15 protein-coding genes are annotated in these 15,664 nt (G+C 68.8%); 6 read left to right on the plus strand and 9 right to left on the minus strand.

The window, feature by feature from the left end; translation table 11 throughout:
• Positions 1-76: 76 nt before the first annotated feature.
• Entirely contained in the window at positions 77-910 is an 834-nt protein-coding gene (locus ABZ396_RS25535) for a helix-turn-helix transcriptional regulator (protein WP_358921817.1), read from the plus strand.
• The gene (locus ABZ396_RS25540) at positions 882-1,160 is read left to right on the plus strand and encodes a DUF397 domain-containing protein (RefSeq protein WP_358921819.1); all 279 of its coding nucleotides are present in this window, start codon (positions 882-884) and stop codon (positions 1,158-1,160) included. Before ABZ396_RS25535 ends, ABZ396_RS25540 begins: the two co-directional genes overlap by 29 nt.
• A gap of 60 nt (positions 1,161-1,220) precedes the next feature.
• Here the strand turns inward: ABZ396_RS25540 and ABZ396_RS25545 are convergent, their stop codons facing one another.
• From ABZ396_RS25545 to ABZ396_RS25555, 3 genes are all read right to left on the minus strand, one after another.
• Positions 1,221-3,122, minus strand: a complete 1,902-nt coding sequence (locus ABZ396_RS25545) for a S53 family peptidase (protein WP_358921883.1) — start codon at positions 3,120-3,122, stop codon at positions 1,221-1,223.
• A gap of 324 nt (positions 3,123-3,446) precedes the next feature.
• Positions 3,447-4,067 carry a DUF305 domain-containing protein gene (locus ABZ396_RS25550; protein WP_358921821.1) on the minus strand — a complete coding sequence of 207 codons (621 nt, stop codon included), beginning with the start codon at positions 4,065-4,067 and terminating at the stop codon, positions 3,447-3,449.
• Complete coding sequence (locus ABZ396_RS25555; protein ID WP_358921823.1) at positions 4,067-4,729, minus strand: DUF3105 domain-containing protein; 663 nt, start codon at positions 4,727-4,729, stop codon at positions 4,067-4,069. The genes ABZ396_RS25550 and ABZ396_RS25555 overlap by 1 nt, the downstream gene beginning before the upstream one ends.
• A gap of 270 nt (positions 4,730-4,999) precedes the next feature.
• On the opposite strand from ABZ396_RS25555, the gene ABZ396_RS25560 reads away from it, so the two are divergent.
• The 4 genes from ABZ396_RS25560 to ABZ396_RS25575 all read left to right on the plus strand — a co-directional run bounded on the left by ABZ396_RS25560 (position 5,000) and on the right by ABZ396_RS25575 (position 8,756).
• Positions 5,000-5,122, plus strand: coding sequence for a hypothetical protein (locus ABZ396_RS25560; protein WP_358921825.1), 123 nt, complete (start codon positions 5,000-5,002; stop codon positions 5,120-5,122).
• Between the two features lie 24 nt (positions 5,123-5,146).
• Entirely contained in the window at positions 5,147-6,508 is a 1,362-nt protein-coding gene (locus ABZ396_RS25565) for a glutamine synthetase family protein (RefSeq protein ID WP_358921826.1), read from the plus strand.
• Between the two features lie 513 nt (positions 6,509-7,021).
• Complete coding sequence (gene phoU, locus ABZ396_RS25570) at positions 7,022-7,690, plus strand: phosphate signaling complex protein PhoU (RefSeq protein WP_358921828.1); 669 nt, start codon at positions 7,022-7,024, stop codon at positions 7,688-7,690.
• A 694-nt stretch (positions 7,691-8,384) separates the two neighbouring features.
• Complete coding sequence (locus ABZ396_RS25575) at positions 8,385-8,756, plus strand: STAS domain-containing protein (protein ID WP_358921830.1); 372 nt, start codon at positions 8,385-8,387, stop codon at positions 8,754-8,756.
• Between the two features lie 6 nt (positions 8,757-8,762).
• Here the strand turns inward: ABZ396_RS25575 and ABZ396_RS25580 are convergent, their stop codons facing one another.
• From ABZ396_RS25580 to ABZ396_RS25605, 6 genes are all read right to left on the minus strand, one after another.
• Entirely contained in the window at positions 8,763-9,008 is a 246-nt protein-coding gene (locus tag ABZ396_RS25580; protein ID WP_358921832.1) for a hypothetical protein, read from the minus strand.
• Between the two features lie 506 nt (positions 9,009-9,514).
• The gene (locus ABZ396_RS25585) at positions 9,515-10,558 is read right to left on the minus strand and encodes a cytochrome D1 domain-containing protein (protein WP_358921833.1); all 1,044 of its coding nucleotides are present in this window, start codon (positions 10,556-10,558) and stop codon (positions 9,515-9,517) included.
• 87 nt (positions 10,559-10,645) lie between these two features.
• Entirely contained in the window at positions 10,646-11,944 is a 1,299-nt protein-coding gene (locus ABZ396_RS25590) for a Dyp-type peroxidase (RefSeq protein WP_358921835.1), read from the minus strand.
• A gap of 475 nt (positions 11,945-12,419) precedes the next feature.
• Positions 12,420-13,445 (minus strand): TolB-like translocation protein, encoded by a 1,026-nt coding sequence (locus ABZ396_RS25595; protein ID WP_358921837.1) that lies wholly within the window; start codon positions 13,443-13,445, stop codon positions 12,420-12,422.
• Complete coding sequence (locus ABZ396_RS25600; RefSeq protein WP_358921838.1) at positions 13,442-14,746, minus strand: MFS transporter; 1,305 nt, start codon at positions 14,744-14,746, stop codon at positions 13,442-13,444. The genes ABZ396_RS25595 and ABZ396_RS25600 overlap by 4 nt, the downstream gene beginning before the upstream one ends.
• A 1-nt stretch (position 14,747) precedes the next feature.
• Positions 14,748-15,635, minus strand: coding sequence for an alkaline phosphatase family protein (locus ABZ396_RS25605; protein WP_358921840.1), 888 nt, complete (start codon positions 15,633-15,635; stop codon positions 14,748-14,750).
• Between the last annotated feature and the right edge of the window lie 29 nt (positions 15,636-15,664).

Here is a 15,664-nt window from a genome sequence, read left to right on the forward strand (position 1 = left end):
GCGACGCGAACTGCGGAAACGGCCAGGTGAGTTACGGCGGTGAGCACGGGTGCGGCGTAAGGACATCGACGGTTCGATGAGCGTCCCGACCTTCTACGGAAAGGAGTTGCGGTGGAAGCGGGAGGCGGCGGGACTGTCCCTCGAGAAGCTGGTCGAGGGCAGCTTCTACGGCAAGTCCCATCTCAGTGACATCGAACGCGGTGAACGGCGGATGCCGTTGGAACTGGCCCGGCATGTGGATCGCGTGCTGGGCACGGACGGGTACTTCGAGCGGCATTGCGAGGATGTGCGGCGGGCGAGGAGAGGGCCGCATGCCGCGTACTTCGAGAAGGCTCTGGAGGCGGAACGGCACGCCGAGTCGATCGAGTTGTGGTCTCCCAGCACGTTGCCCGGACTGCTTCAAACGGCTCCGTACGCACGGGCGCTGGTCCGGGCTGCCCATCCGTCGGCATCCGACGACTGGGTCGAGGAGAAAGTGCAGGCCCGGCTCGATCGCGCCAGTCTCTTCGAGAACGACCAGTCGGTCCCGGAGTATTGGGCCGTCCTGCATGAGTCGCTTCTTACGGAAGCCATCGTGCCGCCGCAGGACATGACCGTGCAGCTCGACCGCATCACGGAGTTGGCGGATCGGCGCAGGATCACTCCGCAGATCGTTCCGCGGAAGTGCGGCGCGTATCCCCTCATGGCCGCGTCCATCATGATCATGGCCTTCCCTGACGCCCCGCCGCTGGTCTACACCGAGGCGTCGTACAGTGGAGACACCATCGACGATCCGGCCCTCGTGAGGCAGTACCGCAAGGCATACGATCGGCTCAGGGCCGTTGCGCTGTCACCAGACACGTCCCTCGCCATGATCAAGGCAGCGGCAGAGGATTACCGAAATGGCAAGCAACCGGATCGACTTGAGTGACGCGCTCTGGTTCAAGAGCAGCTATAGCAACGGTGACGGCGGCGAATGCGTGGAGGTCGCGAGCGACTTCCCGGGCGCCGCCCTCTGGCACAAGTCGAGCTACAGCAACGCGGGTGGCGGGGATTGCGTCGAAGTCGCCCACGGAGTGCCCAGCCTGGTCCCCGTCCGCGACTCCAAGGCCCCGCAAGGCCCCACTCTCCTCCTCCCCGTCACCGTCTGGACGTCCTTCATAGCCTCGCTCAAGTCGTAGTAACGCAGAGGGCGTGAGGCCTGGAAGGCCTCACGCCCTTTCGCTCACCGCGTCAGCGGATCAGTGCTTGCGGTACGACTCCACGTAGCCGCCCGCCGGCGTCCCCACGCCCGTCACGTCGTCGTAGCCCTTCACCGCGGACAGTGAGCTGTCCTTGCCGAGGCTGCGGACCGAGGTCAGCAGGCCGTCGGCGGCGTCGTAGCCGTTGGCGAAGTCGACGCGGGCGACGGCGAGGCCGGAGCCGGTCGGGTTGTCGGTGACGTCGTGGTAGGCCTTCGTGCCGTACCTGGAGTAGATCAGCGGGTTGGCGAAGCCGAGCGCCTTGCCGCCGCGGGCCTCCTGGGCCAGCGCCTGGACCGCCGCGATCACCGGCGCCGCCAGCGAGGTGCCGCCGATGCGGTACTCGCTGTACTGCTGCGACCCGTCCGGGAAGGTCTGCGTCTGGCCGACCTTGAAACCGGTGTTGGGGTCGGCGATCGCCGAGATGTCCGGGACCACGCGGTTGCCGGAGGCGCTGTTCGCCGTCGCCAGGGAGTTCGGGACGACGCCCTTCTGGTAGTACGGCTCGGCGACCGTCTTGCTGGTGCCGCCGCCCGCGCCCGAGGTGAACGCGCCCGGGAAGGCCGTCCAGCTCTTGCCGTCGCCGGACAGGGCCGCCTTCTCGGTGCCCCAGCCGGTCTCCCACAGGTACTTGTCGCCCTTGCCGACGGCGAGCGAGGTACCGCCGACCGCCGTCACCCACGCCGAGTTGGCCGGGGTGTCGACCTGCTTCGTGCCGGTGTTGGCGACCTCGTCGCCGTTGTCGCCGGAGGAGAAGTAGAAGCCGATGCCCTGCACCGCGCCCAGCTGGAAGACCTGGTCGTAGGCGGCCGCGAGGTCCGGGGTCTGGTTGGCCTCGATGTCGCCCCAGGAGTTGGAGACGATGTCGGCCAGGTGGTTGTCGACGATCTTGCTGAGCGAGTCGAGCAGGTCGTCGTCGTAGCAGGAGGCGGCGCCCACGTAGGTGACGTCGGCGTTCGGCGCGACCGCGTGCACGGCCTCGACGTCGAGGGTCTCCTCGCCGTACCAGCCGGCCGCCCCGCACTCCTGGGTCTTGGTGTACTTGCCCGGCAGCACCTGGTGCAGCTGGCCGGTCTTCCAGGCCGCGTCGCCGTGCTTCGCGGCGTAGGTGCCGGCGTCGTAGGCGATGGTCGGCGAGGCGTAGGCGTCGGTGATCGCGACGCGCACGTTCTTGCCGGTGTACGAGCCCGCGCCGTAGGCGGCCCGCAACTGCTTGCCGGTGTAGCCCTGGACGGCGTACGGGATCTTGGAGCCGTAGGCGTCCGGCAGCGTGGTCGCGGTGTTCGAGCCGTAGTACGACGAGAACGGGCCGGCGTTCTTGAACACGGCGTCCGGGGGCGGCAGCGTGTCGTCGTGGGTGGCCTTGTGCGGCGCGCTGTCCAGGCCGGTGACGGTCAGGATGGAGCTGCTCACGGCCGCCGGCACGGTCGCGGTCTTCACCGGCGCGCGGTAGGTCTTCGAGCCCTTGGCGTAGTTGTGCAGCTGGGTGCCGAACGCCTGCTCGACGGCGGAGACGTCGCCGGAGACGGAAATGTAGTGCTGGGTGACCTCGGTGACCTTCAGGCCGGACGCGGTCAGCCAGGTCTTGACGGCCTTCACCTGGGCCGCGGTGGCGCCGAAGCGGGCCTGCGCCTGCTTGGCGCTGAGGTACTTGCCGTAGAGCGGCGAGCTGGGGTCGGACACCGCCTTCGCGTAGGCCGCGAGGCCGCTGGCGTTCCGGCCGGCCAGGTAGACCCGGGCCTTGACCTGCGCGCTGTTGGAGGTGGCGCCCTTGTCCGCCTTGGCCGTGGCCCAGGTGGGCTTGGTGCCCTTCAGGGTGTCACGGGCCGGACTGTCCGCGGCGTGCGCCGCGGGTATGCCGAGTGCGAGCGCGCCGGCGATCATCGGCAGTGTCGCTGCCATGCTCACGCTGGCCCGCACCTTGGCACGGTTCGATCTCATACTGCCCCCTGCTATGCGGTTCGTCGCATGGAGTGGTCGGTCAACCGTGATCACCAGGGGGCCAGCGGCGGAACGGCCCGTGAATGGATCACGCGATGGGGGTCACTCTTGCGGTGAACTGTTCATGCCAGGGGAATGAAAAGGCCAAGGAAACCCCAAGTGGGCGTTGATTAGGGGCCTTTGGTCGGATTTCGACATCGCGCCGAACGTTACGGATCGATTTCGATTATCGGCAAGCCCTTGCGGTGCCGTTAAGTCGACAAATCCCCCACCGTGTACGCCCGTTCAGTCGCGTGGCTTCGCGCCCCGCTCCTTCAGCATCTGCGCCATCGTCGTCAACTCCGACTGCTGCGCGTTCACCATGCCCTGGGCGAGGTTCTTCTCCACCTCGACGGTGCACTTGGCCACGCACCCCTCGGCCATGTGGATACCGCCCTTGTGATGGTCCGTCATCAGCTGCAGGTAGAAGATCTCCGCCTGACTGCCGTTCAGGGTCTGCAGCTGCTTCAGCTCGGTGTTGGTCGCCATGCCCGGCATCAGCGAACCGTCCTTGCCGGAGGCCATGTCGCCCATGCCCATCCAGGTCATCGGCGGATCGGCCGACACCTTCGGCAGCCCCCACAGATCCAGCCAGCCCAGCAGCATGCCGCGCTGGTTGGCCTGCGTCTGTGCGATGTCGTAGGCGAGCCGCCGTACGTCGGTGTCCTTGGTGCGGTCGCGCACGATGTACGACATCTCCACGGCCTGCTGGTGATGGACCGCCATGTCCCGTGCGAAGCCCGCGTCCGCCGAGCCGGCGCTCGGGACCGTGCCGCCGCCGCCGTCCTCGCCCGCGACCGCGTAGGTGATCGCGCCGGCCGCGACCAGCACCGCCACCGCGGAGCCCGCGATGAGCACCGACCGCATCACTGGCCCTTGCCGCCCGTGCACGCGGCACCCGGCTCGGGCGTCTGCTTGCCCTGCACGAACTCCTCGAGGAACTTGGCCACGTTCGGGTCGTCGGCGCCGGTCACGGTGCGCTGGTGCGCCCACGCCGTCATCATGATCGGGTCCTTCTGCTGGTCGTCCGGGCTCATCAGCGTGTACGGCGTCTGCTTCACCTTCGCCGCCAGCGCGTCGACGTCGGCCTTCTTCGCCTTGCTGTTGTACGTCACCCAGACCGCGCCGTGCTCCAGTGAGTGCACGGCGTTCATGTCGTCGACCGCCTTGGTGTAGACGTCGCCGTTGCAGTTCTGCCAGACCGGGTTGTGGTTGCCGCCCACCGGGGGCACGGTCGGGTAGCGCACGGTCGTCGACACATGCGTCCGGCCAAGGGCACCCTTCCAGGTCTTCACCCCGTCCTTGCCGGTCACGAAGTGCCCCGAGGCCTTCGCGTCGGCCGCCGCGGTCTTGTCACCGGACTGGTTCTTCACGAGCACCACACCGCCGACCACGAGACCGGCGACGACCACCGCGCTCGCGGCGATCGTGAGGATCCGGCCGCGGCGCTGGCGCGCCTGCTCAGCGCGCCGCATCTCCTCTATACGCGCCTTGCGCTCGGCACTGCTGCTCTTCTTCGCGGAACCCATGGGGTGTGTCCTTCTGGGGGAAAGGGGCGTGGCGGGTGGGCCCGCTGATCGTAAGGGGGGAGACGGGGTCAGTCGTAGGGAGGGCACAGGAAAGACCTGGAAATGCCGGTGGTCGACAGGAAACCGGTAGCCGGAACGCACAGGTACGGGTGGTTTTGCATCTGATATTCATGTTCGTGGGTCGGGGGTGACTCGCGTCGGAATCGAATCGGCCATTACGGATGTCGGTGCGAGCAGGCAAGATGGGCGCCAGGACGGTACACCTGCCGTATGGGAGCCGTTCAGGCCGAGGACGCCGGGGCGATCATGGTCCGCAACGCGCATGAAATGCTGTTGTGGTGTGATGCTGAAGTGCCCGACCGCCTCCTGTGGGACCGGGAGCAGGCGGCCTGACCAGCAAGGATGGGGAAGCGGAAGATGGACAAGCAGCAGGAGTTCGTGCTCCGGACCTTGGAGGAGCGCGACATCCGGTTCGTACGCCTGTGGTTCACGGACGTGCTGGGCTTCCTCAAGTCCGTCGCCGTGGCCCCGGCCGAGCTGGAACAGGCCTTCGACGAGGGCATCGGCTTCGACGGCTCCGCGATCGAGGGCTTCGCCCGGGTCTACGAGTCCGACATGATCGCCAAGCCGGACCCGTCCACCTTCCAGGTCCTCCCGTGGCGCGCGGAGACCCCCGGCACGGCCCGTATGTTCTGCGACATCCTCATGCCGGACGGCTCCCCGTCCTTCGCGGACCCGCGCTACGTCCTCAAGCGCGCCCTGGCCCGCACCTCCGACCTGGGCTTCACCTTCTACACCCACCCGGAGATCGAGTTCTTCCTGCTGAAGGACCGCCCGCTGGACGGCTCCCGGCCCATCCCGGCCGACAACTCGGGCTACTTCGACCACACCCCCACCAACGTCGGCATGGACTTCCGCCGCCAGGCGATCACCATGCTGGAGTCGATGGGCATCTCGGTCGAGTTCTCCCACCACGAGGGTGCCCCCGGGCAGCAGGAGATCGACCTCCGCTACGCCGACGCGCTGTCGACGGCCGACAACATCATGACGTTCCGCCTGGTCATGAAGCAGGTGGCGCTGGAGCAGGGCGTGCACGCGACCTTCATGCCGAAGCCCTTCTCCGAGCACCCCGGCTCGGGCATGCACACGCACCTCTCCCTCTTCGAGGGCGACCGGAACGCGTTCTACGAGTCGGGCGCGGAATTCCAGCTCTCCAAGGTCGGCCGCTCCTTCATCGCGGGCCTGCTGAAGCACGCCGCGGAGATCTCTGCGGTCACCAACCAGTGGGTGAACTCCTACAAGCGCATCTGGGGCGGCTCCGAGCGCACCGCCGGCGCCGGCGGCGAGGCCCCCTCCTACATCTGCTGGGGCCACAACAACCGCAGCGCACTGGTCCGCGTCCCGATGTACAAGCCCGGCAAGACGGGCTCGGCGCGCGTCGAGGTCCGCTCCATCGACTCCGGATCGAACCCGTACCTGGCCTACGCCGTCCTGCTGGCGGCCGGCCTCAAGGGCATCGAGGAGGGCTACGAGCTCCCGCCGGGCGCCGAGGACGACGTCTGGGCCCTCTCCGACGCGGAACGCCGCGCGATGGGCATCGAGCCCCTCCCGCAGAACCTGGGCGAGGCCCTCACCCTGATGGAACGCAGCGACCTGGTCGCCGACACCCTCGGCGAACACGTCTTCGACTTCTTCCTGCGCAACAAGCGCGCGGAGTGGCACGAGTACCGCTCCGAGGTGACCGCCTTCGAACTGCGGAAGAACCTGCCGGTGCTGTAGGCGCAGGTCAGAGCCGGTTTCCCGCTGTAGCGACGCATGGGGCCGTACGAGGACCCCCGCACGTGAGGTGTTTGCGGGGGTGGCCTCGGGCAAAGCGACCGGGATTATTCTGATACGAGTGCCACTCCCATACCCGCATGAAAGGGGCAATAAAGTCGTATTCCGCACTTTTTGATCACTGAGGATGGGTCCGCTATGGACCATCGAGCCCACGCCGCCCCGCAGCTTGTGCCTCGCGCTGACCCTGTCCGGGCCCGGCACTGCGAAGTGTGCTTCGGGTGGGGAACCGTTATTACCGCCAGGGGTCTGCATGAACTGTGCCCAGCGTGCCAGGTAGACCTGTACCAGGCGGATCCGGCCGCGGGCCCGCCCCGTGACCGTGAGCGTCCTTGATCCCTGTCGGAACCGGGTGGCGCTGAGTGATGGTAGATGGCCACTGACCTGCGCGAATCTGTGCGAGCCTGGCAACGGGCGAAGGCCAGCGCACACACGAGACTGGATAGTGAGGCCGCGATGCGGGAGACCTACCACGAGGAACTGGCCTCGATCAGTGACGGCCTGGTGGAAATGGCTAACCTGGTCGGCTCGGCCATCGGCCTGGCTACGACCGCTCTCCTCGATGCCGACCTTCAGCTTGCCGAAAGCGTGATCGCAGCCGACGAAAAGGTCGATGACCTTCAGCGCGACCTGGAGAACCGGGCAATCGCGGTGCTGGCACGGCAGCAGCCGGTAGCCACGGATTTGCGGGTCGTGGTCACCTCGCTTCGCATGAGTGCGGACCTGGAACGCGCTGGTGTCCTGGCCCAGCATGTGGCCAAGCTGGCCCGCATGCGATTCCCCCAACGGGCGGTGCCGGGCGATCTGCGCCGAACGGTTCTGGAGATGGGCCAGCTCGCGCAGCGGCTGATGGCGCAGGCCGCCGAAGTGGTCATCACCCATGACGTCCATGCCGCAGTCCAGCTGGAGAAGGACGACGACCGCATGGACGAGCTGCACCGCAGGATCTTCCAGCACCTCATGGACGGCCAGTGGCAACACGGCGTGGAGACCGCCGTGGACGTCACGCTGGTCGGCCGCTACTACGAGCGGTTCGCCGACCACGCGGTCTCAGTGGCCCAGCGTGTGGTCTACCTGGTCACGGGCGAACACGCAGACGCGCTGATCCCGGACACGTCGACATGACGCCCATCAAGCTCGGCGAGGGTTGCCCGCTTGGCCGCTCGCAGCGGTCGCGGCGCGTAACCGGGCGCGGCCGTCGGAACTGAGGTAGCCCACTCGGCGGGCGTGGCGTTGGCAGGCAGAGTCCCGGCCATCAGTATGGGCGCATGGTGGAACACACGACAGTCCTGCACGCCATCACCCGGAGCAGAACCCACCGGGGAGGATGGGTCGAGCATGACCCGACTGGGCAGGCAGTGGTGCGATGTACCTGCGGCCTTGACAGCGGCAGCTTGCTGGAAACACAGGCGGTGCAGATCGCTGATGAGCATCGCCGAACGGCCGCGGAAGCGCGCGTGTAAGAGAACGGCGACAGCGCTTGTCAAGACCGCGTGCGTCGGCTGACATCACCGGCTGACACCAACAACGAAGAACGCCGGCGATCGGCGACGAACCTCAGTGGACGATCAGTCGAGGCTCAGCACAAGTTGATCGAGGCGCCCCAGACGCATGATCGACCCGACAAGGATGAGGCCACAGGTCTCAAAGCCTCGGTCTCGCAGGGACGCCGTCCTCACCGCCGGCCGGCGCCCGTCGCCTTGACTCGGTCGGTAGACGACTACCGACTGTCGATGCGCTGACGACACCGGCCAGGGGGCCGTGAGGCTGTGCCCGATCGACACTGTGGGGTTTGAGCCTCACGCCTAAACTCATGAGTGTGAGTTCCGCCCAAGGCAGCGAACGCGACCCGTCCGTGTCCCATGCGGCAGGGGTGCCCAACCTCACGCAGCACGAGCAGGACGGCGCCCGGGTGATAGCTGTGCGCGGCGCCTTCGACCTCAACTCGGCTCCCGCCCTCGCCGTGGCACTTGAGACCGCGGCCCAGACGTACTCCCGGGTGGTCGTGGACGCGGCCGGCCTCACCTTCGCAGACTTCACCGTCCTGAACCTGTTGCTGAACTTCAACCGAAAGACGACTGGACTACGCCTGGCAAGGCCCGCGCCGCCGCTTCGGAGAGTGCTGGAGCTGACCGGGGCAAACGCTGTCCTCGACATCCGCTCGACTGTGCAAGACGCCGCGCGCCCCTGATCCGGCCTACTCCGCCGGATCCTCATCCGCGTGCCGCACCGCGCGCTTCACGGCCTGCTCCGCCTCGTACCGCGACATGGTCACGTCCTCGCGGTGTGCGTACTCGGTCACGGCCGCCTGGAAGGCTGCGCTCGCCTTGCGCCACTCCGCCCACTGCGCGTCGTACTCATCGCCCGCGAGGCCCGCGAGCTTCGCCCGTTCCTCCTCGGTGGAACGTTCCAGCTTGATCAAATCGTCGGGGATGTCTGTCACGACCGGATCCTAAACGGCACCCCGTCGTGACGCCCGTCGCCGCCCCGCTCGTAGGACTTATGGGCCGGGACTCCGCCTCTCAATCTCAACTTGAGTCGCGCCCCCCGGGGGGCGCACACGCTGAGCCGTGGGCACCATCCCTTCGGGAGTTCTTCCTGGGAAGTCGCCTGACTTCCCCCAGGTGTCCCCCCAGGGGTGCTCCGGTCCGGAGACCGCCTGCTCACAGGGCTATTGCGGCGCCCGCTGTAAATCTGCCGAGCTTCGTAACGGGGCCGTCTGTGGGCCGTCGAAGGGTGGCCCACAGCGACCAACGACGACCAACGACGGCCGTTCGATGGCAGGTCAGGGCTGCGTCGATGTCGATCGCATGAGGTCGCTCCGGGCCACCGTCACTTCCTGCGCGACAAGCGCCGGGAGTGGGAGGAGTACCGCAGCGAGGTCACGGCCTTCGAGCTGCGGAAGAACCTGCCGGTGCTGTAGGCGCGGCGCCGTCCGGCGCCGCGGGCTCAGCCCGCTGCCACGGCGTAGGGGCTGGTGCCCACGGTCACCGTCGCGACGACCTTGTGGGATGTCGGGGCGATGACCGTGAGGGTGCCCGCTCCCTGGTCAACGACGTAGAGAGCCTGGCTGGTGGCTTCCATGCCGAACGGGTCGGTCCCGGCGGGCCCCACGGGAATGGTCGCCGTCACGCGATGGCTGCCGGTGTCGATGACGGAAATGTTGCCCGGGCCCAGAGCGGCGGCGTAGGCGACGTGGCCCTCGGGCGCGACGGCCACGTCGAAGGGGCCTTCGCCGACCTGCACGGCAGTCGCCTTCCCGGTCCTGGTCGCGACGGCGAGGACCTGTTTGCCCACTTCGTCGGCGACGTAGGCCCACTTGCCGTCCGGGGTGACGGCGACGCCCACCGGGGAGCGGCCCGCGGAGAGCTGCTGGGTGACTCGGTGCGTGTGGGTGTCGACGACCGAGAGAGTGCCCGATCCGGCGTTGGCCACGTAGGCAGCGCCGCCGTCACGAGTGAAGGCGACGTTCACGGGAGATTTTCCGACCGGGACGGTCGCCGCCACCCGGTCGGTCCGGGCGTCGATCACCGAGACGGTGTTGGAACCGCCGTTGGTGACGTAGAGGGACGTGCCATCGGGGCTGAGCCCGACCCCGGTGGGGCTCTTCCCGACGGGCACGGTGGTGACGATCTTGTTGGTCCGGGTGTCGAGGACCGATACCCGGTTCGAGCCGTTGTCGGCGACGTACACGTGCCTGCCGTCCTTGGCTACAGCCACGCCCTCCGGCGCCAGGCCGGCCGGAACGGTGGCGACGACCTTGTGGCTGCGGGCGTCCACTACCGAGAGCGTGTTGTCCTGCTGGTTCGTGACGTACACGCGCCCGGCGCCGGCGCCGGGCGAGGTCGACGCGGGAGAAGGTTCCGCCTCCGCCGAGGCGACGGGCGTACAGGTGATCAACAGGATTCCCACGCCGGCGGCGAGCGCCGACCGGAGCGCCCGACCGGGTCGCCGGCGGCCGCTGCCGGCTCGGATCCGCAGGGCAGAGAACATCTCGCCTCCTGAGCGCATTGCGACGGTTCGGTCCGTGAACGGGCGACATCCCGCCGACGGCCGCCCCGCGGCGGGGATCGGACCAGGTCAGGTCAGGAGCGTGCGGGCGTAGTAGTCCTTCTCGTCCCGTACGCCCGGAAGGGCGTAGAAGTAGCCCCCGCCCCGTGGGCTGATGAACGGCACCAGTGCTTCGTCTTCCAACCGCTTCTGCATGGTGACGTAGGTGTTCAGTTCCTGCTGGAAGCAGACGAACGCGTGCCCCATGTCGAGCTCCGGCAGGTTGGGACTGCGGTCGTAGTCGTAACTGCGACGCAGGATGCTGCTGGTCGCCGCGGTCTGCGGAGTCTGGGGATTGGCAAGGCGGATGTGAGAGTTCAGGGCGGTGATCAGACCCTGCGGATCGTTGGTGTAGATGGGGTCCTGAAGATCATTGGCGTTCTCGCCCGTGGCGTACATGGGGGCGCCGCTCGCCTTGCGGCGGCCGAAGATCCGCTCCTGTTCGGCAACGGACACCTTCTGCCACGCCTCGATGAAGAAATGCACGACACGCACCACGTGGTACGTACCACCGGCGGCCCAGGCCGGTTCGGCGCTCTTCGGCTGGACCCAGACCACCTGGTTCAACTGGGTGGCGTTGTCGAGGGGCGGGTTGGTGATGCCGTCCTTGAAGCCGAACCAGTCGCGCCGGACACCGACGGGACGCTCCGGGTTGCGCTGGCCGTCGACGCGCCAACGGAGCTTCGCCGCGGACTTGGTGTGGGTCAGGATGTCGAGCAGCGCGTGCACCGTCGTGTCGCGGTGATCGGCGCAGATCTGGACGAGCAGGTCACCCTGGCTCAGCGCGGGGTCCAGGTCGTCATGGCGGAAGGGTGTCATCGAGACGAGCTGGACCGGCTTGCGCGCGCTCAGTCCGTAGCGGTGGTCGAAAAGGGACGCGCCCACTGCGACGGTCACCGTGAGACCGTCCGCCACGACCGTGGGTCCCATGATGCCGTTGTCCGTCGGCCGTGCGGTCGAGGGCACCTTCGGTGGCCTGCCCCCCGCCGTGAGAAAGCGGGCTCGCGAGGTCAGCGTGCGGAACAGCTCGGTGAGTCCCGCACGATCGGGGGCGGTCACGTCCAACGAGACGAAAATCGCGTCCTGTTGGGGCAGAGTGACGATGCCTGCCTGGTGATAGCCGTGGAAGGGGACCACCCTGGACGTCGGCTCCGCCTTCGCGGCGGCCACCGTGTCGGCGTGCGCCGGACGGCTCCCCAGGGCTGCCCCGCCTGCCGCCCCGGCCAGGCCCGCGGTCGCACCGAGAAACGTCCGCCGAGCGAACGCACTCCACGGGCACCCTTCGCCGCTCCGCCCTTCGTCCGGGGTCTCGAATGTCGCGTCAGTCATAAGTTCCCCTCCGACAGGGGCCAGATGGCACGCCGTGCGGCTCTTCCGCGACGCGATCGCGTGAGCCGGCTGGTCCTGGAGGGCATGAACATCGGTGGCGGTTCTCCGTCAGCGTTCCCGGGGGCCGCCAGTTTGCATGACCGTCCATAAGCGGAATGTTTTGGACATATCCACTTTTCCCTACTGTAAACGGGTGAAGGGGATGCGTCGAGTGACGGCGGTGCCCGCGCGGTCATGGGCAGGTAAAGCGGCACGTCGGCTTCCCGGTGGCCGGATCGCAGGCGGCGGCCGTTCCAGGGGCTGCCCCCGCCGCCGACCGGACAGGCCCCTGCCGTCGCCCTCGCTCGCGCTGCTCTCCCGCGTCCGACCTGGCGGACTGTCTGTCAGCTCGGGTTCCTGACTTGCGGGTTGAGCCTGCCGCTCACTTCCGGGTGGGTCACGAGCGACAGGCGGCCTGCCTCGTTCCGCCGCTGGTTCAGCTCTGGCCGACGAACGCCGGGGACACGGCCGCGGTGCTGATGCGTCGCGCCTTTCCCGTGCCGTCCGCCGGGATCTCGTACAGGTCGGCTCCGAAGTCTCCCGGCAGGGCGTAGACCAGGGTGTGGTCGTCGCGCCACACCGCCTGGTCGTCGACGCTGCGGGACTCGGCGAGCGGGGCCTCGCGCAGGGTGCGCAGATCCAGGACGTACAGGTGCCAGGGGGCGTCCTTGGGCAGGCCCTTGACGCGCTTCTTGAAGGCGACGCGGGTGCCGTCGGGGGACAGGGACGGACACTCCACGTTGGTGTGGAGCATGGTGACCGTGCGGGCGCGCAGGTCGCCGCGGACGAGGTACGTCGTGCCCTTCGTCGCCAGCGTCGCGTAGAAGGTGCGGTCGTCCTTCGCGAAGGTCACGCCCCAGAAGTTCACGTCGGACGCCCGGTAGCCATGCCCGTCCTCGACGATCCGGAACTCCTCCAGGGACGCCGTCAGTTGTCCCGTCCGGGTGTCCACGATCGCCGCGCGCGTCGAGAAATTCGTGCCGGCGTACGAGTCGCCGCCGACGAACGCCGTCCAGGCCGCGAAGTGGCCGGTGGGGGAGACCCGGGCGCGGGAGGGGATGCCGGGGACGTCGTAGTGGGCCTTCTCGTGGAGGCGGGCGTCGAGGATCAGGGCGCGGTAGGTGTCGGAGACCGCGCCGTGGACCGCCTGGAGGCAGACGCCGGTGCCGGAGGCGGCGTAGAAGCGCAGGCACTTGACGCCCGAGGCGGTGCGGGGGCCGGACGGGTCCGAAGCCGGGGTCGTGGTCAGTTCGTCCCGGTGCGGGCCCCAGGCCATGTTCCGGAAGACCATCCGGCCGTGCTCGGTCAGGGTCACCGTGCCCGGCGTGACCTTCGGGCCCCCGGCCTGCGTGTGATTGCGGCGGTCCGCCCGCGCCGACGCGTGCAGGACCGAGGCCAGTCCCACCGCCGCCAGGACGGCGACGGCCGAGAGGAGGACCAGGATGCGCCTGCGTACGGTCATGCGGTCGCCGTCCCTTTCGAGTGCGGGGTGCCCTTCGGGCGGAGGGTGAGCGCGAACAGGGCGCACGCGGCCAGCGCCGCCACCGACCCCGCCAGCGCCGCGCGGTCGCCCCAGACCGTCCAGGCCGCGCCGAACAGCAGCGAGCAGGCGAACCGGGCCAGGGCCTGCCCGGTCTGCACGACGGCGAGACCGGACGAGCGCAGCGCCTCGGGCACGCTGTCCGAGGCCGCCGCCATCAGCACGCCGTCGGTGGCCGCGTAGAAGCCGCCGTGGAGGGTGAGGACGATGTACGGCAGGGCCGTGCCCTGCCAGGTGGTGAGCAGCAGGGCGTAGGCGAGGAGCAGCGCGCCGTGGCCCGCGAGAAAGACGTGCCACCGGCCGATCCGGTCGGCCAGCCGGCCCAGCGGCACCGCCAGCAGCAGGAAAGCGGCCGCCGTGCCCAGCGGGAGCAGGGCGAACCAGCGGTCCGGGACGCCGAGCCTGTGCTGCAGCAGCAGGTAGACGAAGGAGTCGCTGACCGTGGCGAGGCCCAGCAGCAGCGCGCAGACCGTGATGCGGCGCAGGTCGCGGCGGCGGAGCAGGGCGAGGGCGGCCCGCAGGGTGGGGCGCTCGGCCGGGCCGCGGGCCGGGTCCTGGCCGGACGGCGCCGCCTGCCGGCCCGGCACGAACAGCACCAGTACCAGCACACCCAGCACCGCCACACAGAAGCTGACCATGAACACCGCGTCGTAGCCGTCCACGGTCGCCCGCAGGATCAGGAACGCCACCAGCGGCCCGAGCAGCGCGCCCGCCGTGTCCATCGCGCGGTGCACCCCGAAGGCCCGGCCGCGTGTCTCCGGTGTGCTGGACAGGGAGATCAACGCGTCCCGGGGTGCCGTGCGCAGGCCCTTGCCCGTGCGGTCGGCGGCCAGGACCAGGCCGATGGGGGTGAGGGTGTGGGCGAGCAGCAGCAACGGCTTGCAGAGCGCAGAGATGCCGTAACCGAGGCCCGCCACCCACTTGTGCCGGCCCCCGCCCCGGTCGGCGAGGTGGCCCCCGGCCAGCCGCACGACCGCCGAGAAGCCGTTGTACACGCCGTCGAGGAGGCCGAAACCGAGCGGGGACAGGCCGAGGCCCGCCACCAGGTACAGCGGCAGGACCGCCGTGACCATCTCGGACGACACATCGGTGACCAGGCTGACCGTTCCCAGCGCGAGCACGGTGGGGGCGACCGCGGCACGGCGCCGCCCGGCCGGGGGCCGGACGGCACCGTCCGCGGACGCCGCGCTGGGGGTGCCGGCGCGGCTGTCCGCTACGTACACGTCAGGACGCCCAGACGCCGGTGATGTCCTTGGCGGAGGCCGCGTTGCCCGCGTGCGCGGTCAGACCCTGGGTGTCCTCCAGGGTGCGCAGCAGGTCGTAGTGGTTGTACGTCGTCGAGGAGGAGGAGGCCGCCGTCACCGGCTGGCCGTACAGGACCGTCGGGATGCGGTTGCCGCTGAGCCGGTTGTCCTCGTCGAAGGTGACGACCAGGAGGCTGTTGTGGGTCTTGGCCCAGGTGGCGTACGCGCCGAGGTTGTTCTTCAGCCAGGTGTCACCGGTGGACACCGAGCAGTCGTGCATGTCGCTGCACAGGTTGGGGACCACGAAGGACATCTGGGGCAGTGTCGTGTAGTCCGTCGGGAACTGGGTGAACGTCTTCGCGGACGAGGTCGGCACATTGCTGAAGCCGAACCACGGGTTGTGCTTGCGCGCGTAGCTGCCGCTGCTGCACGTGGTCGAGCCCTGGCTGGGCAGGGTCTCGTTGTAGCTGGCCCAGGTGCGGCCCGCGGCGAGCTGCTCGGACGCCAGGTTGGCGGCCGAGGAGAAGCCGGGGGTGTAGCAGCTGTCGTCGGTGATGCCCTGGGTGGAGCCGGAGAACAGGGCGAAGTAGTTCGGCTGGCTCGGGTGCGTGATGCCGTACGACTGGGTGAGGTTGGCGCCGCCGGTCTTGAGCGAGTTGATGTACGGCGCGCTGGAGGAGCCGATGACCTGGCTGTAGGCGTGGTTCTCGAAGACCACGACGACCACGTGGTCCGGGGTCGGGACGGCACCCGCGGCGTGCGCGGAGCCGCCGCCGAACCCGGTCCACAGTCCGATCGCGGCCGCGGCGAGCGCGGTCGCGGACGCTACGACGGTACGGGCACGGTGGTACACGGAACTGCCGGACACATCAACCTCCGGTGGGGGATGGACGGGGC

The sequence above is a fragment of the Streptomyces sp. NPDC005866 genome (assembly GCF_040629895.1).
GTDB lineage: Bacteria > Actinomycetota > Actinomycetes > Streptomycetales > Streptomycetaceae > Streptomyces.

Coding starts and splice junctions, on each gene's coding strand:
- ABZ396_RS25535 (WP_358921817.1), top strand. CDS start 77: ATGAGCGTCCCGACCTTCTACGGAAAGGAGTTGCGGTGGAAGCGGGAG.
- ABZ396_RS25540 (WP_358921819.1), top strand. CDS start 882: ATGGCAAGCAACCGGATCGACTTGAGTGACGCGCTCTGGTTCAAGAGC.
- ABZ396_RS25545 (WP_358921883.1), bottom strand. CDS start 3,122: ATGGCAGCGACACTGCCGATGATCGCCGGCGCGCTCGCACTCGGCATA.
- ABZ396_RS25550 (WP_358921821.1), bottom strand. CDS start 4,067: ATGCGGTCGGTGCTCATCGCGGGCTCCGCGGTGGCGGTGCTGGTCGCG.
- ABZ396_RS25555 (WP_358921823.1), bottom strand. CDS start 4,729: ATGGGTTCCGCGAAGAAGAGCAGCAGTGCCGAGCGCAAGGCGCGTATA.
- ABZ396_RS25560 (WP_358921825.1), top strand. CDS start 5,000: ATGGGAGCCGTTCAGGCCGAGGACGCCGGGGCGATCATGGTCCGCAAC.
- ABZ396_RS25565 (WP_358921826.1), top strand. CDS start 5,147: ATGGACAAGCAGCAGGAGTTCGTGCTCCGGACCTTGGAGGAGCGCGAC.
- phoU (WP_358921828.1), top strand. CDS start 7,022: ATGCGGGAGACCTACCACGAGGAACTGGCCTCGATCAGTGACGGCCTG.
- ABZ396_RS25585 (WP_358921833.1), bottom strand. CDS start 10,558: ATGTTCTCTGCCCTGCGGATCCGAGCCGGCAGCGGCCGCCGGCGACCC.
- ABZ396_RS25590 (WP_358921835.1), bottom strand. CDS start 11,944: ATGACTGACGCGACATTCGAGACCCCGGACGAAGGGCGGAGCGGCGAA.
- ABZ396_RS25595 (WP_358921837.1), bottom strand. CDS start 13,445: ATGACCGTACGCAGGCGCATCCTGGTCCTCCTCTCGGCCGTCGCCGTC.